Origin of the sequence: Pedobacter sp. 22163, assembly GCF_052045595.1 — a bacterium.
Lineage (GTDB): Bacteria > Bacteroidota > Bacteroidia > Sphingobacteriales > Sphingobacteriaceae > Pedobacter.
In genome coordinates this window covers 703,783-729,309 of sequence record NZ_JBQEPM010000001.1, presented here as the reverse complement: position 1 = coordinate 729,309, position 25,527 = coordinate 703,783, and the positions used below count along the sequence as shown (strand labels likewise).

Sequence of the window (25,527 nt, the reverse complement as noted above, 5' to 3'; positions counted from 1 at the left end):
TACGGACTACGGACTACGGACTACGGACTACGGACTAACCTGATCTCCAAGTAAGTAATTTTCTTCCGCTCTGCGGTATAACTCAAATGGATGTTGCCATTTTTATCCTGAGTAATGGCCGGATAGCTATATTCGCCTTTGCTATGGCTTTCGAGTGTGTAAATATCCTGCCAGTTTTCTCCATCGGTTGATATGGCCAGTTTTAATACTGATCTGCCTTCCCACCAGTTTTTGCCTGCTGTTAACGGATTGTAAACAAGTAATTGCCGGCCATCTTTCAGGGTTACCGCATCGCTACCAGAATTTGGATTTGGTAATTGGGTAGCCTTAAGTTTTGACCAGGTTTCGCCATTATTTTCCGACCAGCTTTCTACAATCACATTCTGCCTGCTTCTGCATAATAACTGTAACCTGCCGTTTGGATAGGTTAATATAGAAGGTTGGATTACACCAAAAGTATCGCAGTTGATATTGATTTTTTTCCAGTTTTTACCTTTTCCATTTGATTTTTCAATGTGGATGGCCCATGTTTTTTCATCTAAACTCTCTGTACTTGAGGGATAGAGAATCGTTCCATTTGGTAATTGAATCGGTTTGTTTTTGATTGGCCCTAAGAAATCTTTAGGCAATTTCTCCGCTTTAGACCATGTTTTGCCATTGTTAACAGATGTTTTATATTCTGCCCACCAGGTTCTTGGATTTGCACCGACTTTATAATGTAAAAATAAAATGCCGTTTTTTGTTTTAAAAAGAACAGGATTCCAGCAGGCAAATCTGCTGGTGTCGTTTATTATCCCGTTTGCGATTTCGACTGGTAAACTCCATTGTGTGCCTGTTTTTATTGATGACCAAATTACTACATCTTTACTGCCTTCATGTTTGCCGCCAAACCAGGCGGCCATTATTTTTCCTTTACCTAAATCAACCAGGGTTGAGGCATGACAGGCCTCGAATGGCGCCTTTTTAAAAATAGTAGTCGACTGAATGACTTCTACTTTTTGTGAATAAATGTTCGAAGAAAGAAAAATCAGTGTAAAAGCAATTGAAAGATATTTAAGCATTTTTTATTATTGGTGTCCTGGAATGGCCTCGATCAGTTTTTGTGTATAAGCTGCTTTTGGCGCATAAAATATCTGCTCTGGAAAACCTTCTTCTTCAATTTTTCCTTTGTTCATCACTAAAATACGGTCTGAAATATGTTTTACAACCGCCAGATCATGCGAAATAAAGATATAAGTGAGTCCGAATTCGCGTTGAAGGTCTTTAATAAGGTTTAAAACCTGCGCCTGCACGGAAACATCTAAAGCAGATACCGATTCATCACAAATGATAAATTTAGGCTGCAAAGCCAAAGCCCTGGCAATAACCACACGTTGCCTCTGTCCGCCACTGAATTCATGCGGATACCGGTTAAAATGCGCTTCTTTTAAGCCTACTTTATCAAGCAATTCGAGTACTTTTTGTTTACGCTCGCTATCGTTACGGTATAATTTATGCACCTGTAAGGGCTCTAAAATCGATTGACCGATACTTAATTTAGGGTTTAATGAAGCGTAAGGATCCTGAAAAATAATTTGAATATCTTTCCTTAGCTTCCGTAAGGCCGTTTTGCCGATGTGTGTAATGTTTTCCTCGTTAAAAATGATTTCACCAGAAGTGGGCTGTATCAGCCGTAAAATGGTACGACCGAGCGTGGTTTTGCCACAACCCGATTCGCCAACCAGACCTAAAGTTTCACCAGGAAAAACCTCAAAATTCAACTTGTCAACAGCTTTAACGTAATCAGTCGTTTTGCCGAAAAGGCCATTGTGAATGGGGTACCAGGTACACAGATCTTTAATTTGAAGTAAAGGTTTCTGTGTATAAAGTTTCGCTCTCCGGGCAGCTATTTCTGCTGTTGTTAGCTGGTTTGAAGCCTGTAAATGTGCTGAAGCATCTTCAATTTTTCCGGTAAGGAAATCGGCCACCACCGGTAATTTTTTTAATTGTAGGCCAGGTGAGGGGCGACAGGCAAGCAAACCTTTGGTGTACGGATGCTGGGGATTTTCGAAAATAGATTTTGCAGGGCCTTGCTCTACAATTTCGCCTTTGTACATTACGGCGACTTCGTCGGCAATTTCATTTACCACGCCTAAATCGTGCGAGATAAAGATCATCGCCATATTCCGTTCCTGTTTTAGTTTTAACAGGAGCTGTAAAATTGTTTTTTGAACAGTTACATCTAATGCCGTTGTGGGTTCATCGGCTATTAACAGTTTCGGATCGCAGCTTAAGGCCATGGCAATCATTACCCTTTGCTTTTGTCCACCTGATATTTGATGTGGATAACTATCAAATATTTTTTCTGGTCGGGGTAATTGCACTTCATTAAACAATGCAATGGTATGTTTTTTGGCTTCCGCTTTATCCACCCTTCGATGCAACATAATGGCTTCTGCTACTTGGTATCCGCAGGTAAAAACAGGGTTGAGCGAAGTCATTGGTTCCTGAAAAATCATTGAGATCTGATTTCCCCTGATCTGTCGGATTTCGTTTGAGCTGAGATTGAGCAGGCTAATGTCTTCAAAATCTATTTCTCCGGTAATTTTTGCCGCACGCTCGTCATGCAAGCGCATAATGGAGAAGGAGGTAACCGATTTTCCAGAACCGGATTCGCCCACAATACCCAAAACGGTTCCTTTTTTTACATTAAAACTGATCTGTTTTACAGCTTTAAACCAGGTTTTCTCGTCCTGGTTATAAAAATCGATATTTAAATGCTCAACGTTTAACATTAGGATACAATTGTAATGTTTTCTGCCGGAATTATATCCATACCTTTAAATTTTAACAGTACCTGAGCGGTAGTAATTACATCTTTCTGGCAATAGGTGACAATTCTATCGAGATTTTTTTCTTCGTAATAAACCTGCCTTACCTGCGCGCCGTTGATATCATCTTTAGGTGTAGGAATATCTAAAATAGCGGCCAAGAGGTTTAAGGAAGTAAAATGTTTGTAATCGCCGAATTTCCAGAGTTCCATCGTATCAATATGGTTTATTTCCCAAGGTTTTTTACCCGAAAGCTGAAGTTGAGCAGGAATTTCTATGCCATTAACCAATAATCTGCGGCAGATATACGGGAAATCGAATTCTTTTCCATTGTGTGCACAGAACATTAAGGTGGGCATTTGTTTACTCAATAAAGCGGAAAACTGTAGCAGCATTTCTTTTTCATCATGGCCAAAAATAGATTTAATGCGTAAAGAGCATGATTTGCCCTGAACATTAAAAATCCCCATGCTAATGCAGATTATCTTGCCAAATTCGGCCATAATGCCTGCTTTTTCATAAAATTCCTCAGCAGTTTGGTCTGAACTTCGCTGGTAATGTGTTTTCTGCTCCCAAAGTTCCTGGAAATGCGGGGGGACATCCTGAAAAGATGGATATTGAGGTACAGTTTCAATATCGATAACCATTACCTGATTGAGATCTAACGCCTTTAACATAAATAGATAGTTTTCAGTTAACAATTTACAATTTTCAATTCAAAATCTTCTATGCAAACAATTAAACATTACAACTTAAATTTTATAAGTTTGGATTATGGCGAAAAGTAAATTTGAGCAATCTTTAGCAGATGGCGCTCACCAACAGCTTCAAAGTTTAATAGGCATCTGGAATGGGATAACCAAAACCTGGTTCGAAAAGGATGTGCTGGCAGATGAATCTCCAGCTGAAGCAAAAATTACTTCTATTTTAGGCAACCGTTTTATTTCTATTGATTACCTAGGAAGTTTAGAAGGAAAAGCTTTTGAAGGCAAAATGATCGTCGGTTTCGATATTCCTTACCAAAGATTTACGACAAGCTGGGTCGATAGTTTTCACATGGGTACACAGATTATGCTTTCGAGCGGTGAGGCTACAACAAAAGGTTTTTCTGTTTTTGGCGAATATGGCAATCCGGAATATGGCGAGCAGCTTTGGGGCTGGAGAACAGCGCTCGAAAAAATTAATGAAAATGAAATCGTATTAACGGCTTATAATATTTCGCCGGAAGGGGAAGAAGCTAAAGCTACTGAAACGGTTTATAGAAGAAAATAAATTTAAACCTATCAGGTTTTTAAAACCTGATAGGTTTCTTATCGACTAAAACAACGAAGGCGAAGCCTGATTAGCCATTACCGGGATTTTTAAATCAGTTCCTACAGCTTTATTCAGTTTCTCTGTAAAATAGGCGGAAAATAACGGAGAGGAAAGTTCTACATTCTGGTGAACAAAGAAATATAAGTTTTGTAAACCTTGCGCCTTCCAGCTCACAATTCTTTCAATCCAATCGTCTAAGCGTTTTTTATCTATGTCGTCATCGTTTGCGCCAACAAAACGTACAAAGGCGGTGGGCGAAGTTAAACGCATATGCAGCATATCTCTTCTCCCTGCAGTATCAACAATAATATTGGCTACACCATTTTCCTGAAATAATTGTGCAAATTCGTTGGTTATGGCCGGATTTGAAAACCATTCTTCATTTCTCACTTCAACACCCAAAGGGATTACTTTTGGGAATTCGTTGATTACGATTTTTAATCTTTCGAAATCTTTAGGTTTAAAGTTATCGTGCAATTGAAGAAAGGCCATTCCTAATTTATCTTCAAAATTACTGATGGCATCACAATACTGTTCTACAGGTTCTTTAACGTTGATCAATCTTTTAAAATGACTGATGGTATTGGTCAGTTTTGGAAAAAACTTAAAATCTGCAGGTGTTTTTTGTGTCCAGGTGATTACCTGTTCACGGCTTGGCATACCATAAAATGTGGCATTCAGCTCAATAGAATTAAATTGAGTAGAATAGTAAGTCAATTCATCCTTAGTTCCTTTTGGATAAAAGCCCTTTAAATCTGCCTTATTCCATTTGGCGCAACCTACGTATGCCTGGAAAGATTGTTTAGGTTTATTTGCTGCTAAAATTGCTGCTGTTTCAGGAGCATCAGCAGGAAGGGTATAATCTATTATGGTTGGGTCTTCTACTTTACCGAATTGCATTTTTAATATATGTTATGTGATACTAATTACATTAACTTCCTCTTTTTTATTTAAAAGAACTTCTAATGCTGAGTTAATCTTTGGTTCTAATTTTTGCCAAAATAGTTTATTTGAACAATTCCCGAATTTAATAAGAATAAGTTTTGGAGGAGCACCAAACCAATCGATTAATTCTTTGAAATCTGAATCCTTAGAAACAATTATGACGTTCTTTTTAATTTGAGCCATTCTAAAAATGGTCAAGTCATCTACTGAATGTAAATTTAGACTGAAAGAAGATTTTGTTTTAAAATTTGTGTATTCTGAAAGCCATTTGGCAATTATAGGGGATATATTGGTGTCGGTCCAAATTTCCCAATTATTCATACATTAAGTCCTCATTTATTTTTTGCGCGCTATATAAGAGAACGGCCCTAATATCTTCCTTTTCTAGGATGGGGTGTTCCTCAAGAATTTGTTCCTCACTCATGCCGCTTGCTAATAATTCAAGTACATCAGAAACTGGAAATCTCAACCCACGTATTGTAGGTCTTCCTCCCATCAAACCATCTGTAGCAATGATCCGATCGAATAACTTAATTTGTTCATGTGCCATACTCAAATATAAAAAAAATACCTCAGTAAAAAAAACTGAGGTATATGTGTATTTTAATGAAATTTTGTTTTTGTACTCACAAAATTCCCAACTGTAAACTGAATTAGTAACCCAGAATCTTCAATACCTGCTTACTATTCTGTTCTTCTCCAAAAACTTCGAAATTGAAACTTTCATCACGGTTTCTGCGGATCAAAACATGTTTCGGGCTTGGCAATAAACAGTGGTGGATACCACCATAACCGCTCAATACTTCCTGGTAAGCACCAGTGTGGAAGAAACCTAAATACTGCACTTTACGTGTTTTCGGCATAAACACACTGTTCATGTGTGCCTCCTGGTTATAATAATCCTGCCCATCGCAGGTAATACCACCTAAGTTAACCCGCTCATATTCAGCATCCCAGTTGTTAATCGGCAATAAGATGTATTTTTGATTTAATGCCCAAACATCAGGTAAATTGGTAATGAAAGAACCATCCAGCATTAACCAACGCTCACGATCATTCTGTTGTTTACGCCCCAATACTTTATATAAAATACCAGAAGCCTCCGCAACCGTATATTTACCAAATTCGGTAATAATATCAGGTTCCATTACATCATGGATGGCACAGATTTCTTTAATCCTTTTCACAATTTCGTTTACCATGTATTCGTAATCGAAATCGAAAACCAACGAATCTTTAAATGGCATACCACCACCAATATCAAGGGTGTCTAAATCAGGATTGATTTTTTTGAATTTACAATACAGCGTTACGTATTTCTCTAACTCGTTCCAATAATATGGCGAATCGGTAATACCGGAGTTAATAAAAAAGTGTAATAATTTAACCCTGAAATTAGGGTTGTGAACGATTTTATTGTTGTAGAAATCAATAATGTCTTCCATACGCACCCCTAAACGCGAAGTATAGAACTGCGAATCTGGCTGCTCCTCAGCTGCAATACGGATACCTAAGTTACAAGGTGTATCAATATCAACCTCATCATCAAAAAGATTAAACTCTTCTTTGTTGTCTAAAACAGGGATAATATTGGTATAACCATCATGCAACATATCAATGATATATTGTTTGTACTGGTAGGTTTTAAAGCCGTTACAGATGATGGTGGTATCTTTCGTTAACACACCTTTTTTCTCCAGCGCATCAACCATTGGCATATCAAAAGCCGAAGAAGTTTCCAGGTGGATATTGTTTTTTAAAGCTTCTTCTACAATATGCTTAAAATGCGAGCTTTTTGTACAGTAGCAATATTTATAATCGCCACGGTAATTGTTCTTTAAAATAGCGGTTTGGAAAAGAATCTTCGCCTGCTGGATCTTCTTACTCACCATTGGTAAGTACGTGAAACGTAGGGGAGTACCGTAAGTTTCGATCATTTCCATCAGGTTTAAATCCTGAAAATATAATTCATCATCTATAACATCGAAACCCTCCTGAGGGAAACCAACACTTAGATCAAGAAATTCTGAGTAACTCTGCATTTACTTTTAAATAATTTTTGCAAAAATGTAATTTTAAATCGAGAATTAAACGGTATTGAAAATATTTTTACTGTAAGGAAACGCTTAGCCTGATTACCATATAGTCTTAGCGTCCTATCTGGTCTTAGCGTCTCGCTAAGACTTTCCGATAAATTGTTTAAAAGACGAAATAAGAATAATGTTTAATTAAATAATTTGGAAAGCAGGTTCGTGCTATTATAGTTTTGGGTTATTCCTGCTCTCCACTTTACTCGTTGCATTCGTGTTCGCTCCGTTCAGGTTTAAGTTGGCAAGGACGGGGCTGCTATTTAGGGTTTGATAGCTAATGCATCTGTCAGATGGATTTTCCGCGTGCTCCGAGCCTCCGTGGCAAAAATACTATGGTTCGTGGAGACACGAACCACGGCGAGGAAAATTGCCGACAAATTTTTTTGAATAAAAAGTGGGTGGTTTTATTTCGTTAATGACCTGTAAAACAGTGTGTAATGATGTTTTTAAGTTAAGGTTTGGAAAGCAGGTTCCTGTTGTTATAGGTTCGGCTTGGCCCTGCTCTCCACTTTACGCGTTGCACTCGTGTTCGTTCCGATCAGGTTTACTTGGCAAGGAAGGTGCTGCTATTTAGGGATTGGTAGCGAGTTGGCTAATCAATCATCAAATAGCGTGTTATCCTTTACGGAGGTATTTGGTTAAAATTACAATAGTTTGTCCTTCAACCTTACCTTCAATTTGTTCGGTATTGTCATGAACTAATCTAATGTTTTTAACTACAGTACCAAGTTTAGCGCTCAGCGTCGAGCCTTTAACATCCAATGTTTTAACCAAAACCACGGTATCGCCTTCAAATAAACGCGTGCCATTGCTGTCCTGATGAAATTCTACAGTTCCATCTTGCTCATGGTCGCCGGTTTTTTTAGCCCACTCCAAAGTTTCATCTTCAAGGTATAAAATATCCAGACTATCTGCTGCCCAGCCTTCATTTCTTAACCTGCTCAGCATTCTCCAGGCAACAACCTGTACCGGGGCAAATTCCGACCACATGGTTTCCGTTAATATTTTCCAATGGCTTGGTGCAAGCTGTTCCGTTTTTTCAATCTGATCTAAGCAGGTTTTACAAACTAAAATACTGTTATCGCCGTTGGCATTGCTTGTTGGCGGCACTTCATATACTGATAAGTTAGTTTCAGCGGTGCATAATTCGCATTTATTGCCCGAGCGGGTTTGTAATTCTTGTACTAAAGACATATGGATACTGGATTTTTGGCGAAAGTAATAAAACTAATCGGAATAGATGATTGTAAAAGGGGAGAAGTAAATATTGATTGTAATTTCGTCGGCATTAGAGAGAGCCTGTTTACTGATCATTTGGAAAGCAGTTTACTGTTGCTATCGGTTCCGGCAACCCTGCTCTTCATTTTACTTCGTTGCACTCGTGTTCATTCCGATCAGGTTTATGTAGCTAGGGTGGTGGTGCTATTGAGGGTTTAATAGCGAGTGTACATTTATCAGGCAGGTTTTCCGTGCGCTCCGAGCTTCCGTGGCAAAATAAAAATGGTTAGTGGAATACGAAGACATGGCCGAGAAATAATGTTTGCTGATCGTTTGGAAAGCGGGTTCCAGTTTTTATAGGTTGGGGTTAGTCCTGCTCTTCATTTTACTTCGTTGCACTCGTGTTCATTCCGATCAGGTTTATGTAGCTAGGGTGGTGGTGCTATTGAGGGTTTAATTGCGAGTGCACATTTGTTAGATGGGCTTTTCCGTGCGCTACGAGCTTCCGTGGCAAAAAATACAATGGTTCGTGGAGACACGAACCACGGCGAGGACAGATAACCACATGGTTGGCGGATTACCGAACAATAGTTTTATCAACCTTCTATAATTTCTTTGTTTTTCTCCAGATCATTTTTAAACTTTTCTGTCCATTCTTTTAAACTCAAAGCCGTTTCCTCTTTTTCATTATCAAATATTTTCCAAGCATTTGCATCTGTTGAAAGCTTAACCAATGTGGAGATGTCATCTTCGGTGATGTAGGATTGTCCATATTTCCTTTCCCCATTTATTACCGCATGCCATAAAGCATATTCTAAATTCTGCATCCAACCTGCAGAATAGCAATTTTCTGAGATTTCACTCATAAATGTTGCTAATCGCAATTCTTTTTCTGCTAAATCTGATTCCATTAAAAAAGATATGCAATATGTTATTCCTTAACTGGCAAATGTATCTCAGCCAGCATGCATCTTGCACTGCCGCCTCCATTTTTTTCGATCGTGTAAAGTGGAGCATAAATGATTCTGCTATATTCTTCTAATGCAGCAATCTGCTCGGCAGTTAAGGATAAAACAGCCTGCTCTGACATCACCAATAAACTTTCGTTTTCTGCATTGGTAACCTGTAACATATTGCCTGCAAATTTATTCATCTGTTCCAGACTGATTTCGATAATTTCTTTTCCACTACCTTTTAAACTGATGGTTACATTTAATTTCTCCTCAGGATCTCTGATCGAATCCAGGCAGATTACAGCAAAACGATCGCCAATGCACATCATCACATTGGTATGGTAAATCGGGAAATTCGATCCGTCTACCGCTTGAAAGGCCACTGATTCATATCCGGTGAGCATGCAAAAGTTGTTCAGCACTTCTTCATCGGTGCGCACACTTAAGCAGGCATAAGCAATTTTGTTGGTACGGTCTAATACCATGCTTCCGGTACCTTCTAAAAACGCATGTTGTTGTTCGTAAAAGCTTAAATCGCTGACGTGGTTAACTTCGAAAGTTTCTTTCAGCCCATCCAGTATTTCTTTTCTGCGCTCTAACCGGCGGTTTTCAGAAAACATAGGATAAAGATATACTGAGCCATCATCATGAAAAGAGACCCAATTATTCGGGAAAATAGAATCAGGTGTTTCAGGTTGTAAAGTATCGTCTACAACCGTTACATCAACATTATTTTTTCTTAATAAACCAACGAAGGCATCAAACTCTTTTAAGGCTTCTGTTTGTACATTGGTTTCAGTAGATGCAATTTGAAACTTATTATTTCCGGCCGTTTGCTCATTGAATTTAAAATCAACGGGGCGGATCATGAGGATATGGTTGGTCGTTTGGTTCATTAGTTCAGTAGTTCAATAGTCATTTGTTATAGTCAAGGTTAATCGGTTAGCTGGCGCTAAACGCCAAGCCCCAAACCAGATATTGTGTTAATTGGTTCATTCGTTCACCGGTTCATTATAAAGTTATCGCTATTTATTATCTGCACCACAACAAATGAACCAATGGCTAATGAACTATTGAACCAAATTATCCCTAAGTATCGGCAAACTCATACAATGGAAACCACCACGGGCACGTGATAATTCTGCCGAAGGCATTAAAATCAAAGTATCGGTTATGGTTTCCGCATTTACTTTGCCGTTTTCTAAGTCCTGGATTATATCTTTCACATCCACCACATTAAAACCGGCAGCTTTAAAGGCTTCAACGGTTTTATCGTTTCTATCGTAGCCTAAAACAACACCTTCTTTAATAGCTAAAAGGTTACAAGAATCAGTCCATTGCTCACGCGAATCGTAAGGGAACTGATTGTTTCCGCTGTAGATAATTTTGGTCGGTTCGGTGCTTTTTAAATCGTTCTGGCTAATATCATCCAATAAAGCTTCTACATGTTCGAAATGTTTCGGCTCACTCGGGTTGGCTTTTGTAAACTGAATAGCAGTAGTGGCCTCCAATTTTTCGGGTTCTTTCAAAAAGTTGATCGGCTCGTAAGGATTATATTTCGGCGAATGGGCAATCGAATTCAAAATTACCCAGGTATTGCGTTTAACCTGTGTAAAAACAGTATCCAGGTGCATATAATCGCGTTTGCTCGGTATTTTTACAACTGTAACCTTTTCTACCACATCCTGATCGAACAATAATTTAATCGCTTCGTTGGCGCCATGTTCAGAGGTTCTTTCGCTACAACCGATCAATACGTGGTTTGGGCTTACCATCATCACGTCGCCACCTTCTAAAGTGGTGCTGAAAGCAGGTTCATCGCCCGGCCTTAAAAAGTGCATGGTTACATCCGGAATTTCGAGGATATTATTGCGGTAGCCCTCAAACAAAGGATGGTTGAAGAAAATATAACGCATTAAAAGTGTTTCGCGCACACGGGCTTTTTTTGCCGGTTTGTTTAGCAGGATATGGTTGTTAATGGTTGTGCCCACATCCCTGGTGAAAATTAAATTGGGGATGGGCGCAAAAATCATCGTATCGTTGGCTAATGTTCCGGAGATAAAAATCTCTGCCAATTGCTTTGGATCGGTATCCGTTAATTCCAATTGGACCTTATAAGTACAACCTTCAATCGCACAAACAGCAGCAACCAGTTTTTTACGGATAGATTCGTTCTCCAGCATTTCGCTCAACAGGTTCTGAATCTCGATTACTGATTGAGAATTGTGAAAATCGGGGTGGTTGGGTTTGTAAAAATTACGGTTGGATGCTTCCGAATCTATTTCAGCCAGTTTTCCCTTAATCTTGTCAGGATCAAGAAAATACATCAACAGTTTAATATAATAATCGTATTCACCTTTACGGATGGTATCTAAATGTACAATGTCTTCGAAAAGCCAATCTTGTGCCTTAGAGGGTACTACTTTGCCTAATCCACTATCAGGACTATGTATTAATAATTTACGCAACCTTCCGATTTCGGTGTTTACGCTCACTTTAAAATTGGGGTTCTGCTCGCTCATAAAAAAGTTAGTTATTGCAAATCTATTAGAAAAATTCAGATATGAGAATTGAGATGATAGATTTGAGATAGACAAATAGGTAGATAGGTTTATTTATTGCACAGAACCAACCTCCTTAAACCTTATTGAAGCGGCAGCTCCCGATTCCTTCAATCGGGACTACAGCGGAAAGAAGGACTACCGGAACCGACTGGCACTACTGTAGCTTTCCAAAGCCCTTAAAAACAATGAAAATTGAAATTTAAGCTAAAAAATCTTCGGACTTCGGACTCCCGACTTCGGACTTTTTTCTCTATTTTTGGCGCATGAATTTTATTATTGCCGAAACACAGAAAGCCATTTTTGAACTTTATAAGGAAGAAGTAGCCGAAAGTGTAATCAACATACAAGAAACACGTAAAGAATTTGAAGGACAGGCAACAATTGTTGTTTTTCCGATTACCAAAATTTCGAAGAAATCGCCTGAACAAACTGCCACTGAGATTGGTGAATATTTGGTTGCCAATGTAACCGATATCATTAAATTTAATGTGGTTAAAGGCTTTTTGAACTTAAGTATTGCAGAAAGTTATTTCTTAAAACAATTTAACGAAGAAATTTTATCGCCTGATTTTGGCGTGTATGCACCGAACGGAAAAAGAGTAATGGTAGAGTATTCTTCACCAAATACAAATAAACCGCTTCACCTGGGGCACGTGCGTAATAACCTCTTGGGTTACTCGGTTTCTGAGCTGCTTAAAGCTTATGGTTACGATGTGGTAAAGGTAAACCTGGTTAACGACCGTGGTATCCATATCTGTAAATCGATGTTGGCCTGGCAAAAGTGGGGCAATGGCGAAACACCCGAAAGTACTGGCTTAAAAGGCGATCACCTGGTTGGAAAATACTACGTCATTTTTGATAAAGAATACAAAAAAGAAATTGATGCTTTAAAAGCGGAAGGACAAACAGAAGAAGAAGCCAAGAAAAATGCACCATTAATTAAAGAAGCGCAACAAATGCTTTTGAAATGGGAGCAAGGAGATGAGGAAGTAGTTTCGCTTTGGAAAACCATGAACGAGTGGGTTTACGCTGGTTTTAATGTAACGTATAAAAACCTTGGGGTAGATTTTGATAAATTCTATTACGAAAGCAATACCTACCTGTTAGGAAAAGGTACGGTTGATGAAGGTTTGGCCAAAGGCGTTTTCTTTAAAAAAGAAGATGGTTCGGTGTGGATCGATTTAACTGCCGATGGTTTAGACCAGAAACTGGTTCTGCGTGCTGATGGGACTTCGGTTTACATTACACAGGATTTAGGTACTGCTGAGATGAAACACGACGATTTCAATATGGATGAGTCGATTTATGTAGTTGGAAATGAGCAGGATTATCACTTTAAAGTGTTATTCCTGATTTTAGAGAAACTGGGCAAAAGCTGGGCAAAAGGTTTATATCATTTATCGTACGGAATGGTCGATCTGCCAAACGGTAAGATGAAAAGCCGCGAAGGAACTGTTGTAGATGCCGACGAGTTGATTGAAAGCATGGTAACTACGGCCCGCGAAAAAACAGAAGAATTAGGTAAGACCAACGATTTTAGTGAAGAAGATAAAGCAGAACTGTATAAAAATATAGGTTTAGGCGCTTTAAAATATTTCCTTTTAAAGGTTGAGCCAAAAAAACGTTTATTGTTCAATCCTGCTGAAAGTATCGATTTTCAGGGGAATACAGGTCCATTTATACAATATACGCATGCAAGGATTAAATCGCTGTTGAGTAAATCTGAGTATAAGTTTGGTGTTGGGAGTTTGGCGTTTGGCGGGATTAGTGAGGTGGAATTAGAAATGATTCTGCAACTGGCAAAATATCCTGCAGAAATTGCTATTGCAGCTAAGGCCTACAGTCCAGCAAGTTTGGCCAACTATTTATATGAACTGGCTAAGCTGTTTAACAAGTTTTACCACGAGGTACCGCCAATTGTAAAAACAGAAGAAGGTGAAGTTAAACAGTTCCGTTTAAACCTGAGTAAAAAAACGGCTGATATTATTCATGCGGGAATGTTGATTTTAGGGATTACTTCGCCAGAGCGAATGTAGGGATTTACTTGTCAGGTAAAAATAACATGAGCAAACGGTTGTAAAACAAAATCGCTGATCAGGACTTTGATTTTTAAATCACGTTTAAATGGTTAAGAACTTATTTAATTTTAAATAATTACATTTTTCGATGAAGGTTAAGGTTTTGGTTTTGCTTGTTTTTTTAGGCTTTTCTATATGTTATGCACAACAAAATGTTATTCTTAAAGAGGATTTTGAAGGTTTTGAGAATAACTGGCAGCTTATTAATACAAAGGAATTTAAGGTAAACCAAGAGGCAGGTACATTATCTATAAGAAAAGCCACTGAAAATCAAATAATCAATGGTTGCATGTGGTATAAAAAAACGATACCCAGCTTTAATGCCGATAAAAATTTCTCTATTGAATTTGAAGCAAAGAGTATTAGCTCAGAATTTGCTTCGAATTGCTTCGATTTTATTTGGGGCAAAATGCAAGAGTACGATGGCACAAGAAAACTCTCTATATATCAGATTGATTTTAATCTTACAAATGTTAGGCTAGCCAAATTTGAATTGTTCAAAGGATGGAAGTATTACGAATGGTCGGATGAACTAAAAGATTCTTCACTTTCAGCATTTAAGATTGAAAGAGGTAATTTTAATAAATTTGAAATTATACAAAAGGATAACATAATCATGGTGAAGGTAAATAATAGCTTAGTCTATAAAATGCCCATAGAATTGCAAAAGATTGGGAGTGAAATAGGCTTTCAGCAATGTTTAAAAAGCGAGTGGGAAATGGATAACCTCATCATAAAGCAATAATTTACCCATAATTAATGTTCGAAGAACTTATTTTACTCTGTCTGGTAGCTTTTGCTGCCGGATTTATAGATGCTATTGTAGGTGGCGGTGGTTTATTACAAACTCCCGCCATTTTACTTATTTTGCCACACTATCCTGTAGCCACGCTTTTAGGTACTACCAAAATTCCATCAATGGCAGGTACAACGCTGGCCGCTTTCAAATATTCGAAACAGGTTCGTTTTAATTACAAAGTACTTGCAGCTTGTGTGCTAACTGCATTTTTAGCAGCATTGCTGGGTGCGTTTTTGGTAAGCAGGATCGATAATTCTGTCATTAAACCTGTAATCCTCGTGGTACTGGTTTTAGTTGCACTTTACACCTACTTTAATAAACAATTTGGTATCCACCAGGAGAAAGACCATTCGCTTAAACAACAGGTTTTAATGGCCGGTTTGTTCGGGATTTTGATCGGTTTTTATGATGGGCTGATCGGGCCAGGAACAGGTTCTTTCCTCATTTTGGTTTTTATTGCAGTATTGGGTTTCGATTTTATCGGTGCCAGTGCACATGCCAAGATTGTAAATATGGCTACAAATTTAGCTGCCATTATCTATTTCAGTTCTACGGGGCATATATTGTTTCAATACGCCATCCCAATGGCGCTTTTTAACCTTGCGGGTGCTTTCTTCGGTACAAAACTGGCCTTGCTTAAAGGAAATAAATTTGTTCGTGTATTTTTTCTGATCGTTGTTTTTGGAACAATTTTAAGATTTGCCTATGATGCTTTATTAAAATAAGATAATCTTAGTAGATTTGTTTATCTATGATTAGATTAACGTTTAAATTTATTCTCGCTACGCTTTTACTTGCGATTTTTATTTCTTTTTCTTTAGATACTCATGCAGAGGTTTTTATTGTAACTTCAAACGCTGATGCTGGTTCGGGAACTTTAAGAGATGCATTAATCAAAGCGGCTGCAAATGGCAGTGCCGATAAAGACTTTATTCATTTTAATTTAGCAGATCAAAGTGAAAGTGGAAGAACCATAACCTTGTTAAGTCAATTGCCAGATGTTTCTTCGAATTTGGATATCGATGGATCGACACAATCAGGTAATTTTTTTGGTGTAAGTACAGCCAAAGTGCAAATTAAAATGTCATTTTCTTATTTAACTACTTATTACGGACTAACATTGATAAACGTTAATGATGTAGGTATTTATGGTATTTACATCATAAATTTATTGCCAACCACTGCACCGGGAAGCTGGGCACAACGGCAAGGGATATGTTTACGGCAAGCAAAAAACATAAAAATTGGGGTAGCTGGAAAAGGGAATGTGATTTGTGGCTTTACACATGAATTAGGGGTTAATGTTAATTTAACTGGTGGACAAATTCAGTATTATTCAGAAAATTTAACAGTTCAGGCTACTATTATTGGCTTTGACTCTGATGGTGTGACATTACCGATGTCTTTTTCCGGAGCTCAATCGATGTATTCCATATATGGACTGGTAGATATTGGTGGAAGTAATCCTGCAGAAGGAAATGTATTTGCAAAAGGTATTAATTTCGCCCAGAGCAATTACAATTCAAATAACGATCCATTATATTCTACTCCGGCAACGATAAAAATTAGAAATAATAAAATTGGTACAAATTTTACCGGAGACGTTGCAACGCCATTATCATCAGGTTTTAGTGTGGTAACAGTTAACCCAAATGGTAAAAATACAATCAGTATAGAAGATAATGTCATTTCTAGCGAAGGGTATGCAATTAACCTTTTAAATAATGGGATGCCCGTAAGCATCAAAAGAAATTTTATTGGTATTGACAAGAGCTTAACCAAGCGATTGCGAGCTTCAACAGGTGTTTTTGTTTACTATTCGGATGGTGTAGTTATTGGTGGGCAAGACCCGGCAGACGCAAATTACATCGCCTATTGTAAGCCGGTAAATGTTTGGCCCTATTCAACTGTTTCAGTGAATAAGAATAGCTTTTTCTGTACAGTTGGTGCATATCCAATGATATTTACCAATAGCTCTCGTACAATTCCTGTGGTAAATATTCAAAATCTCACCACAAATGCTGTATCTGGTACGGCTACACCAAACTCAACAATAGAACTTTTTTACAGCGACTTGTGTGGAACATGTTCTCCGGAAACCTATTTTGCCAGTACCACAGCTGATGTCAATGGCAACTGGAGCTATAATGGGAATATTTTAAGATCGGTAATTGCTTCTGCAACATTAAATGGCTCTACATCAGAATTTACCCGAACCAGGATTGATGTTTCAGGGGTTAAGGTTATTCATGCATGTTCTAATACGGGCTCAATTACAGGGGTGTTGCCATTAAGTGCTGCTTATGTAGAGTGGTTGGATGCTACTGGAAATGTAGTCGGGAGAGGCAGAGATCTTTTAAATGTACCTATTGGTACCTATCGCTTAAAAGCTACCAATGGAGATTGTAGTGAAGTAACACCATGGTTTGAAATTAAAAAGGGATTGATAACAAATGCCACAAATGTTCAGACAGTAAATCCTGCTTGTGGTACTGGTGGTCGTATCAGCGGTTTACAGGTTGTAAATAATACTGCATCACCTGCAGTTTACAGCTGGAAAAATGAATTGGGTACGGAAGTAGCTACAACATTAAATTTAACAAATGTTACGTCCGGAAGATATACTTTAAGCATATCCACATTGGATAACAGTTGTACAGAGACTTATGGACCAGTTACCTTAACATCTAGCTCCGGACCTAACGTTAGCCTGCTTTCCCTATCAATAACGCCAGCTAATTGTGGTACAAATTCTGGAAGTATTACTGGAGTTGTAGCAACTGGAAGTGGCACCTTAATCTATAAGTGGAAAAATGTAAACAATGTGCAAGTTGCAAGCATTAAGGATTTAGTAAATCAGCCACCCGGCAAATACACTTTAGAAGTTACAGATCAATCCAGTTGCGGAGCAATAATTACACCGGTCATTAGCATTCCGGATGCCAATACCATTACTATTGATGATAGCCAGAAACAAGTTTTCAATCCTACTTGTGTGGGGAACAATGGAAGTATGAAAGGTCTGTTTATTACTGGAGCCAATTCCTATACCTGGAAAAATAGCGGTGGTCAAATTGTTGGTAATGAGGTCGATTTAGAGGGGATGCCGCCCGGAAGCTACCAGTTAACAGCTTCAAATCTATCATGTACCAAAACTTATGATCTTACCTTGATGGCACAGCCAAATTTGATCGATGTCAGGGGTATTACAAAAGTAATTACCGATGCCTCTTGTGGATTAAACAATGGAAAAATCATAATTACAATGCAGAATGCGAGTCATTTGCCCAAAAGTTATAGGTGGGAAGACAAATCGGGTAATACAGTTGGGGGAAATACAGCTGTACTTGAAAACGTAGACGCTGGGGATTATAAAGTTTACGGAACAGATGATAATGGCTGCGAAATATACCTGATTACTTACAGCGTTAATAGACAAGCTGAACTTGCTTTAGTAAATAGCAATGTGCGTATTGCAGATGATAATTGTAATCAAGAATTGGGAAGTATTACTGGAATGCAAATTAGTGGTGGCCTTGCACCTTATAGCTATAAATGGACTAATGACGCTAGTATTCAGGTTGGCAATAATTTAGACATATACAATTTACCCAAAGGTAAATATAAACTGGAAGTTACTGATGCTTCAAATTGCTCGCCATTGATTTCGAATTTTGTGGTTGATAATCGAACCAGCCAAATTACAGCACCAACTGTTACACCAATTCAACTTTGTTCACCGGGCGAAGCAACTTTGCGGGCAAGTGGATCGACAAAAGCCACTAGCTATGCCCTTTATGAAAGTGAAGAGGCTTCATTTCCTTTAGACGTTTCTGTTAGCGGAATTTTTAAAGTTGATGTCAGAGGTGATAAAAATTACTTCATTGCTCAACGTATCGGCGATTGCGAAAGTATAAAAATGGAAGTGAAAATTACAGTAGGCTTATCAGGATTGACTGTAGCAAATTCGATTTCACCTAACAACGATGGTATTAATGATATTTGGAATTTAAAGGGTGTTGAAAATTATCCCAAGGCACACATTCAAATTTTTAATAGAGTAGGAAATAAGGTTTATGAATCTGTGGGATATACCATGCCGTTTGATGGAACGATTAAGGGTTCCAGACTTCCAGTAGGTGTATATTACTATATCATAAAATTAAGTCAAGCGTGTGAAATAGTTACAGGCTCGATAACTTTATTATATTAATATTTACTTGGTAAGTAACAAAATAAATGCTACATTTTTATTTGGTGAATTGGTCTAATATGTAATGTAGAAAAGGATTGACAAAAAGCATCTCTAGTTTAATCCAGTGATGCTTTTTCTTTTTAAACACTTCGGACTACGGATTATTTCCCTTCAATCCCCGATTTGGTTGCCACAGGTTTCTTCTTTCGAAAAGTAGGGAAGGTCATAGGGCTTTTGGCTGGTCGTTCATCACCTAATAATACCCCCCATTGTTTAAATGATTCTGTACGGTCAAAAATAATTTTTAATACTGCCACAATCGGTAACGCGAGGAACATACCGGAGACCCCTGCTATGCTTCCACCTATAAATACCCCAAGAATGGCAAATAAAGCATTTATTTTTACTTTAGAGCCTACAATGCGCGGCATTAAGATGTTATTATCTAAAAACTGAACAAATGCAATAACCCCTAAAACGGTAATTACCGGCCATAATTCTTGAGAGGAAGTAAGGGTTAGCAATACGCCAATTAAGTTGCCAATTAAAGCGCCCACATAAGGGATTAGGTTTAAGATGGCGAAGATTACCCCAATTAATAACGCATGTTTAATACCGATTAGCATTAATATGCCGCCCAGTAAAATGGTCATGTAAGTAATTTGAATTAATAACCCAATTAGGTAACTTTTAATAATCGATTCGGTTTCATAAATGGCTTCTTTCACTTTTGGGTGATCATCTGTTTTAAACCACATGAAGATAAAGCGCAATAAAATATCTTTATAAAAAAGCATCAGATAGATATAAATAGGCAACAAGCCAATAAATACGAAAATACCGCTAAGTGTAACTGCTGCGCCACCTGCAAGCGAGGTGCCCATGTTCATTAAATCATCACTTTTATCCTGAATAAATGCTTTTTGCTCCTTATCGTCGTAATGCGTAATTCGGCTGATCCAATCGCTCAAAGAATTGATATGTTGCGTAACATTTGCTTTTATCTGAGGAAAATCTTTAACCAAAATACCTATCTGATTGGAAAAGAACCAAATAATGAGGGATACAAAGAGTGCAACCAGTAAAATTGATAGAATAATGGATAGCGATTCGGGAATTTTTTTCCGTTTTAAAAAGCGGTAAACCGGTAGCAACATAATGCTGATAAAAAAAGCCATCAACATGGGCATGATAATATCGCGACCGATAACCATAACAGCTACAATGGCCATCAAGCCCAATAACTCTATAGATCGTTTTACGGTTAGTGGTAAATTATTAGTCATAAAAAGCTTAATCTGATTTGAGGTTTATAACACAATTGTTATCGAAATGTTTTAAGTTACGAAAGTTAGCTGGGAATTTGGCCTGGCATTGATTAACCAATAGTCAAAAAAAATTACTTCCCATACACGATATACCCACAGATTAGGCTTATTTTTGCAGCTTTAATACCACACATGTACAATCAAGATACCATTATTGCTTTATCTACGCCTTCGGGTTCAGGTGCCATTGGCGTGATCCGCTTATCTGGTCCCGAGGCTATTTCGTTAACGAATGTCGTTTTCGCCGGAAAAGATTTAGAAAAGCAGGCTACCCATACTTTACATTTTGGTTTGGTTAAGGATGGCGACCATATTATTGATGAGGTTGTTGCGGGTTTATTTGTTGCGCCTAAATCGTATACCAAAGAAAATGTGGTAGAGATTTCTTGTCACGGTTCTAATTACATCATCCAGCAGATTATTAACCTCTTGATTAGCAAAGGAGCGCGTGCGGCCAAACCTGGCGAATTTACCTTACGTGCATTTTTAAATGGTGCTTTCGATTTAAGTCAGGCAGAAGCTGTTGCCGATTTAATTGCTTCTAATTCAAAAGCTTCACACGATGTAGCCATGCAGCAGATGCGTGGCGGTTTTGCTACCGAGTTAAAAGGCTTGCGCGAACAGTTGATCCATTTTGCTTCGATGATTGAACTCGAATTGGATTTTGCTGAAGAGGATGTAGAATTTGCCAATCGTGAGCAATTAAAAAATCTGGTTAACAAAATCAATTACGTTTTACAACGTTTGATATCTTCTTTCGAAATGGGAAATGTGATTAAAAATGGGGTTCCGATTGTGATTGCTGGTAAACCTAATGTAGGTAAATCTACATTACTGAATGCTTTATTAAATGAGGAACGTGCCATTGTTTCTGATATTGCCGGAACCACGCGTGATACCATTGAGGATGAATTAACCATTGGTGGCATTGTTTTCCGTTTTATCGATACCGCTGGAATCCGCGATACAGCCGATATTATTGAGGCGCTAGGGGTAGAACGTACCTTAGAGAAAATGAAGCAGGCGAAACTGATTATTTATATGGCCGATGCCGCTCAAGGTATTTCTGAAATTGAAGAGCAGGTACGTGGATTAGAACAGTTGGCTATTCCATATTTAATTCTGGTAAATAAAGCCGATCTGATCTCAGTGGCGCAACGTAAAGCTTTCGAAGCTTTAAATGTGGTTTTTATCTCTGCAAAAGAGAAACAAGGCATTAATGAATTAAAAGCGACTTTGTTGGAGCAGGTTAACTTACACCATATTAATACCAGCGAAACCCTGGTGACGAATATCCGCCATGTAGAAGCTTTAAAACAGACCGAACATGCGCTGCAAAGGGTTTTGGCTAATGTAGACAATCCGGTTACATCAGATTTTTTAGCAATGGATATTAAACAGGCACTACATTATCTTGGTGAAATTACAGGTACAGTTACCACTGATGACTTGTTGGAGAATATATTTACGAAGTTTTGTATTGGTAAATAACCCCTAAAAACAACCACTAATTTTGACAACTTACGACAATCAACCTGCTGATTGTTAATAAGTTATGTTAATATTTCTCCCCCGATTTCTTGGAGGTTTACCACTATTTTTCGCATTTTTGTTGCTCATTTGTTGCTCGAGCGACTGAAATTTTCCCAAAAAAAATCATGGGTGAAATGATGTCGCTTATCGACACTTAACGACACTAAAAAACATTAAACAGCGCTAATAGGCCACTATTTGAGGGGAAATTACCACTGATGTTCTAGGGTCTAAAAGTCTGGTCGACCTGCAGCAGATGCAGCAAAAAAGGATGAAATGAGTAGCAATATAACAGTTGAGCGGATCTGCGAACACTGCGGTAAGACATTCTTGGCAAAAACTACGGTCACTAAGTACTGCAGCCTGAATTGTAACAGGCGGCATTATAAACAAAAGATCCGTAATGTGAAGATTTCTGCCAGCAATGAACAGACGCTTAGTATCCGTACAAAAGCGATCAATGACCAGCCGGCAGAGTTTCTTACGGTGAAACAGGCTGCTCGCCTGCTTCATTGCAGTGAAAGGATAATTTATCAGCAGATCAAGAATGGCAGGATTAAAGCAATCCAATTCAGCGAACGGAAAACACTGATCAAAAGAAAGCATTTGGATAAGGCCTTTAAACAGGTCGATTTTCAGCCGGTTCAGCAAGCTGAAAGAGCTAAAAATCCTGCGCTGGTTTACTGTATGAGTATGGCTGATGCTCAACAGCATTTTGGTATATCAGAAAAAGCACTTTATGACCTGATCAAACGGAACGATCTTGAAGTATTCTCTAACGGAAAGTTCAACTATGTACTCCGGTCAGCATTGAATCAAATATTTTATAAAAGCTAATAAGTTATGGGAAGCGTCACACTGAGAAGGAAAAACCTTATTACCGGGAGGCAAAGTCTTTATTTGGACTATTATCCTCCGTTTTTAAATAGTAAGACAGGAAAAGCCCAGCGTTCGGTTACGCTGAAACTATACCTTTTCACAAAACCTGTGAATGAACTGCAGCGCATTCATAACAAAGAAACACTGCTCACCGCTCAGACGGTCTGTGCGCAACGCCAGATAGAAATACAGAACAGGCGCTTCGGGATCATTTCAGAACAGGATCGAAATGCAAGTTTTACCGAGATTTTCAGGCAAGTATCCAAAAGCCGCCGGAAATCAATGAATGACCACTGGGAAATGGGACTGCGTTATTTTATCGCTTTTAGCGGTCATGATCTGCGTCTGCCGGAACTCTCCGACTTTCTGTGTGAGGATTACAAAAACTATCTGTTGAGCGGACCTGGGATCTCGCGCACTGGGCGCCCGATCAAATGGAATACAGCGGTTACTTATTATGCCAAATTCCGGACAGTATTGCGCCATGTCTACAGGCGTAAGCTCATACCAATGGACCTGCATGCCATGGTTGATCCTATACCATCAAAAGAGACCAATCGCGAAAGACTGACGATGGAAGAATTCCAGCATTTTGCGGATACACCTGCCAGTTCGGAATTGATGAAAAATGCAGCGATTTTTTCGGGGCTCACCGGGCTGAGGTGGTCAGATGTGAGTACGTTGCACTGGTCTGAACTTAGGGGGACACCGGGCAGTTTTGAAATTCAATTTTCGCAAGGTAAGACAGAGAAGGCAGAGGTAATGCCGATATCGGATCAGGCTGTTGCCCGCCTTGGAGACCGAATGAAACCGGAAGATTTACTTTTTCCAGGCCTGAAGTACAGTCAGCTAAAATCATTTTTCACGGACTGGTGTACCACCGCTGGCATTTTTAAGAACATCACCTTCCACAGTTTCAGGCATACTTTTGCTACACTTCAGCTTGAGCTGGGTACGGATATTTACACGGTATCTAAACTGCTCGGTCACCGCTCCTTGAAAACTACCGAAATTTATGCGAAGATCGTAGATAAGACCAAGCGCCAGGCGGCAGCTAGGAAGCTGCTTAAAGATGTTGAGGATGAAAGTGTCCGTGATGATCAAGAAAAAAGACCAGCAATTTTTATCCTGCACAGAAATGAAGAAAAATTTGGTGTAAGCTAAATGAATATGTCCTTTTTATCCAAATGTAGGAACAGCTTCAAGTATTTTTTTGAAGATGATAAGCTGAGATCCGCTATTGCCTGTATGGATGCTTTGAACATGCAATAATCCATTTCGCTACAAAGAAGTCTTGACTTTCTTTAAGACAGATTGGGTTCCTTGTTCAATTCTGACAATCTAAGGTTCATTTCTGGCACGCAAAGGAATTTCCGGCATAAACGCTCCTGTAGCCTTTGCCCGCTTGCACATTTATTCCGTTCCTCCTTTAGCTTTGGCAGAAGCTGAACCTTACTGGGCGCCATAATTAAATCAGAAAAATTATGGAAAATTTAAGTTTTAAAGCAGCTGAGATTGAGTTAACTTCCCGTCTCCGCATCTTTGCGGATGTCTTTAGGATCGTCCTTTTCTCGGGTTGCCGTAAGGTCTGTAGCCTCAGAACCTTCGTTTTGGCCAACCGGGCCATCAGAAGGTAGCGATGTGCCTTGGTTTATACCGGTGGCTGTTTCGTCTTTTTCAGGTAAACCCATGTTCTTGCCGTTTTCATCTTCGCCTGGGTTGATCTGTTTCTTCTCCTGTATCATATGATTTGCGATTAAGGTTTGAGATCACCGGGTTTTTCATCCAGGTATTTTTCCGCGCTCTCCTGCCATTGCTGTGCCTCATCGTCGGGGCTGCTGTTCTGCATTGGCTCAGATGCTAACAAGTCAATGAGGGCCTTTGCAGTGGGGCCTGCAGAAAGTGGATTTTGCCCTGTGATAAACAATCCGTCTGTTTCGACGTGGGAAAGGAAGGGCAGTAAGGCTGTTTTAACTTCAGCTCCAAGTTCTTTCAAACGTGTCTGAAGCTCATATGGGACATTTCCGCTTCGGCCTACCAACGTTTCTTCTGCATTGCTGAAAGCGGAGAGAACTTTTCCTTTTAGTAGGCCCGGTCTTTGTCTTTCCGCGCTGAGGAGTGCTGCAGGACCATGGCAGACTGCTGCGACAGGTTTTCCTGCATCGAGGAAATCCAGTATCAGAAGGCCGCTGTTATTATCTACCGCCAGATCCCATATCGGTCCATGTCCACCGGGATAAAATACGGCATCGAAATCAGTATGCCTGATCTGATCCAGAACGGTGGTCTGGCTAAAGTCAGCCTTTGCCTGCTCATCATCCTGAAATCTTCGGTTGGAGGCGGTAAGGTGTTCGGTCAGTTCGCTCATCGGGTCAACCGGCGGCCTGCCGCCTTTAGGGCTTGCCAGGGTAACTGTATAACCTGCGTCAATGAATTCGTAATAGGGATCAGTGAATTCACCCAGCCACACGCCGGTTTTGCTTTCTGTATTTTCCATCGAACTGTGGGAGGTCAATACCATTAGAATATTTTTCATACCGTTTTATTTTTTATTTGATATCATCTGGACCTACTTCATTGCCTTCCTCGTCAACTTGTTGGTGTTCGTTCCAATTGGTGTTTTCGCCCGTGCTGTTTTCATTACCGGATGATTGCTCCCGGGCAGCATCCTGTTCTTCTTGTTCGTGCGCATTTTTTTCTTTAGGGTCTTTCATGATATTTCTTTTATGTTTAGATGATAACAAAGTTGGCGCTACAATGGTTCGAAAAAATTGTGTAAATGTAAGTGAGCGCATCCCGGAACAGAAAAACAGTTAATCAA

Annotated in this window: 23 protein-coding genes; 8 read left to right on the top strand and 15 right to left on the bottom strand. The window is 39.0% G+C overall.

Features of this window, described 5'->3' with window-relative positions; all coding sequences use genetic code 11:
* Nucleotides 1-20: 20 nt before the first annotated feature.
* The 3 genes from ACTJKN_RS03065 to ACTJKN_RS03055 are packed head-to-tail and all read right to left on the bottom strand — an operon-like array spanning nucleotide 21 to nucleotide 3,487.
* Nucleotides 21-1,061 carry a sialidase family protein gene (locus ACTJKN_RS03065; protein WP_440822572.1) on the bottom strand — a complete coding sequence of 347 codons (1,041 nt, stop codon included), beginning with the start codon at nucleotides 1,059-1,061 and terminating at the stop codon, nucleotides 21-23.
* 6 nt (nucleotides 1,062-1,067) lie between these two features.
* On the bottom strand, nucleotides 1,068-2,774 hold the full coding sequence (locus tag ACTJKN_RS03060; RefSeq protein WP_440822571.1) for an ABC transporter ATP-binding protein: 1,707 nt from the start codon (nucleotides 2,772-2,774) through the stop codon (nucleotides 1,068-1,070).
* Nucleotides 2,774-3,487, bottom strand: a complete 714-nt coding sequence (locus ACTJKN_RS03055) for a 3'-5' exonuclease (protein ID WP_440822570.1) — start codon at nucleotides 3,485-3,487, stop codon at nucleotides 2,774-2,776. Before ACTJKN_RS03055 ends, ACTJKN_RS03060 begins: the two co-directional genes overlap by 1 nt.
* Nucleotides 3,488-3,584: 97 nt before the next feature.
* On the opposite strand from ACTJKN_RS03055, the gene ACTJKN_RS03050 reads away from it, so the two are divergent.
* Nucleotides 3,585-4,082: a DUF1579 domain-containing protein gene (locus tag ACTJKN_RS03050; RefSeq protein WP_440822569.1), complete on the top strand. Its 498-nt coding sequence runs from the start codon at nucleotides 3,585-3,587 to the stop codon at nucleotides 4,080-4,082.
* Nucleotides 4,083-4,127: 45 nt separating this feature from the next.
* On the opposite strand, the gene ACTJKN_RS03045 is transcribed toward ACTJKN_RS03050, so the two are convergent.
* The 8 genes from ACTJKN_RS03045 to ACTJKN_RS03010 form a co-directional block, all read right to left on the bottom strand.
* The gene (locus ACTJKN_RS03045; protein ID WP_440822567.1) at nucleotides 4,128-5,024 is read right to left on the bottom strand and encodes a DUF72 domain-containing protein; all 897 of its coding nucleotides are present in this window, start codon (nucleotides 5,022-5,024) and stop codon (nucleotides 4,128-4,130) included.
* Between the two features lie 12 nt (nucleotides 5,025-5,036).
* A complete protein-coding gene (locus ACTJKN_RS03040) occupies nucleotides 5,037-5,390 on the bottom strand; it encodes a DUF5615 family PIN-like protein (protein ID WP_440822565.1) in 354 nt (117 codons plus the stop codon).
* Nucleotides 5,383-5,619 (bottom strand): DUF433 domain-containing protein, encoded by a 237-nt coding sequence (locus ACTJKN_RS03035; protein WP_083488731.1) that lies wholly within the window; start codon nucleotides 5,617-5,619, stop codon nucleotides 5,383-5,385. The genes ACTJKN_RS03040 and ACTJKN_RS03035 overlap by 8 nt, the downstream gene beginning before the upstream one ends.
* Nucleotides 5,620-5,722: 103 nt before the next feature.
* Nucleotides 5,723-7,111, bottom strand: coding sequence for an arginine decarboxylase (locus tag ACTJKN_RS03030; RefSeq protein ID WP_029277861.1), 1,389 nt, complete (start codon nucleotides 7,109-7,111; stop codon nucleotides 5,723-5,725).
* Between the two features lie 663 nt (nucleotides 7,112-7,774).
* On the bottom strand, nucleotides 7,775-8,353 hold the full coding sequence (locus ACTJKN_RS03025; RefSeq protein ID WP_440822563.1) for a PhnA domain-containing protein: 579 nt from the start codon (nucleotides 8,351-8,353) through the stop codon (nucleotides 7,775-7,777).
* Between the two features lie 620 nt (nucleotides 8,354-8,973).
* The gene (locus ACTJKN_RS03020) at nucleotides 8,974-9,288 is read right to left on the bottom strand and encodes a hypothetical protein (RefSeq protein WP_440822561.1); all 315 of its coding nucleotides are present in this window, start codon (nucleotides 9,286-9,288) and stop codon (nucleotides 8,974-8,976) included.
* Between the two features lie 20 nt (nucleotides 9,289-9,308).
* Nucleotides 9,309-10,226: a citrulline utilization hydrolase CtlX gene (gene ctlX, locus ACTJKN_RS03015; protein ID WP_440822559.1), complete on the bottom strand. Its 918-nt coding sequence runs from the start codon at nucleotides 10,224-10,226 to the stop codon at nucleotides 9,309-9,311.
* 174 nt (nucleotides 10,227-10,400) lie between these two features.
* A complete protein-coding gene (locus ACTJKN_RS03010) occupies nucleotides 10,401-11,852 on the bottom strand; it encodes an arginine deiminase family protein (protein ID WP_440822558.1) in 1,452 nt (483 codons plus the stop codon).
* Between the two features lie 305 nt (nucleotides 11,853-12,157).
* Between ACTJKN_RS03010 and argS the strand changes: the two genes are divergently transcribed.
* The 4 genes from argS (at nucleotide 12,158) to ACTJKN_RS02990 (ending at nucleotide 18,984) form a co-directional block, all read left to right on the top strand.
* Nucleotides 12,158-13,930, top strand: a complete 1,773-nt coding sequence (gene argS / locus ACTJKN_RS03005; RefSeq protein ID WP_440822556.1) for an arginine--tRNA ligase — start codon at nucleotides 12,158-12,160, stop codon at nucleotides 13,928-13,930.
* Nucleotides 13,931-14,060: 130 nt separating this feature from the next.
* Nucleotides 14,061-14,717 carry a hypothetical protein gene (locus ACTJKN_RS03000; protein ID WP_440822554.1) on the top strand — a complete coding sequence of 219 codons (657 nt, stop codon included), beginning with the start codon at nucleotides 14,061-14,063 and terminating at the stop codon, nucleotides 14,715-14,717.
* A gap of 14 nt (nucleotides 14,718-14,731) precedes the next feature.
* Entirely contained in the window at nucleotides 14,732-15,496 is a 765-nt protein-coding gene (locus ACTJKN_RS02995) for a sulfite exporter TauE/SafE family protein (protein WP_440822552.1), read from the top strand.
* 26 nt (nucleotides 15,497-15,522) lie between these two features.
* On the top strand, nucleotides 15,523-18,984 hold the full coding sequence (locus ACTJKN_RS02990) for a gliding motility-associated C-terminal domain-containing protein (protein ID WP_440822550.1): 3,462 nt from the start codon (nucleotides 15,523-15,525) through the stop codon (nucleotides 18,982-18,984).
* 143 nt (nucleotides 18,985-19,127) lie between these two features.
* Here ACTJKN_RS02990 and ACTJKN_RS02985 read toward each other — a convergent pair whose 3' ends face one another.
* A complete protein-coding gene (locus ACTJKN_RS02985) occupies nucleotides 19,128-20,252 on the bottom strand; it encodes an AI-2E family transporter (protein WP_440822548.1) in 1,125 nt (374 codons plus the stop codon).
* A gap of 174 nt (nucleotides 20,253-20,426) precedes the next feature.
* On the opposite strand from ACTJKN_RS02985, the gene mnmE reads away from it, so the two are divergent.
* The 3 genes from mnmE (at nucleotide 20,427) to ACTJKN_RS02970 (ending at nucleotide 23,870) form a co-directional block, all read left to right on the top strand.
* Complete coding sequence (mnmE, locus tag ACTJKN_RS02980) at nucleotides 20,427-21,785, top strand: tRNA uridine-5-carboxymethylaminomethyl(34) synthesis GTPase MnmE (RefSeq protein WP_440822546.1); 1,359 nt, start codon at nucleotides 20,427-20,429, stop codon at nucleotides 21,783-21,785.
* 318 nt (nucleotides 21,786-22,103) lie between these two features.
* Entirely contained in the window at nucleotides 22,104-22,664 is a 561-nt protein-coding gene (locus ACTJKN_RS02975) for a helix-turn-helix domain-containing protein (RefSeq protein ID WP_440822544.1), read from the top strand.
* 6 nt (nucleotides 22,665-22,670) lie between these two features.
* Nucleotides 22,671-23,870, top strand: a complete 1,200-nt coding sequence (locus tag ACTJKN_RS02970) for a tyrosine-type recombinase/integrase (RefSeq protein WP_440822542.1) — start codon at nucleotides 22,671-22,673, stop codon at nucleotides 23,868-23,870.
* A 356-nt stretch (nucleotides 23,871-24,226) separates the two neighbouring features.
* Here the strand turns inward: ACTJKN_RS02970 and ACTJKN_RS02965 are convergent, their stop codons facing one another.
* The 3 genes from ACTJKN_RS02965 to ACTJKN_RS02955 are packed head-to-tail and all read right to left on the bottom strand — an operon-like array spanning nucleotide 24,227 to nucleotide 25,420.
* Nucleotides 24,227-24,451 carry a hypothetical protein gene (locus ACTJKN_RS02965; RefSeq protein ID WP_440822540.1) on the bottom strand — a complete coding sequence of 75 codons (225 nt, stop codon included), beginning with the start codon at nucleotides 24,449-24,451 and terminating at the stop codon, nucleotides 24,227-24,229.
* 11 nt (nucleotides 24,452-24,462) lie between these two features.
* The gene (locus tag ACTJKN_RS02960; RefSeq protein WP_440822539.1) at nucleotides 24,463-25,242 is read right to left on the bottom strand and encodes a type 1 glutamine amidotransferase domain-containing protein; all 780 of its coding nucleotides are present in this window, start codon (nucleotides 25,240-25,242) and stop codon (nucleotides 24,463-24,465) included.
* Nucleotides 25,243-25,255: 13 nt separating this feature from the next.
* Nucleotides 25,256-25,420: a hypothetical protein gene (locus ACTJKN_RS02955; RefSeq protein ID WP_440822538.1), complete on the bottom strand. Its 165-nt coding sequence runs from the start codon at nucleotides 25,418-25,420 to the stop codon at nucleotides 25,256-25,258.
* Nucleotides 25,421-25,527 lie beyond the last annotated feature (107 nt).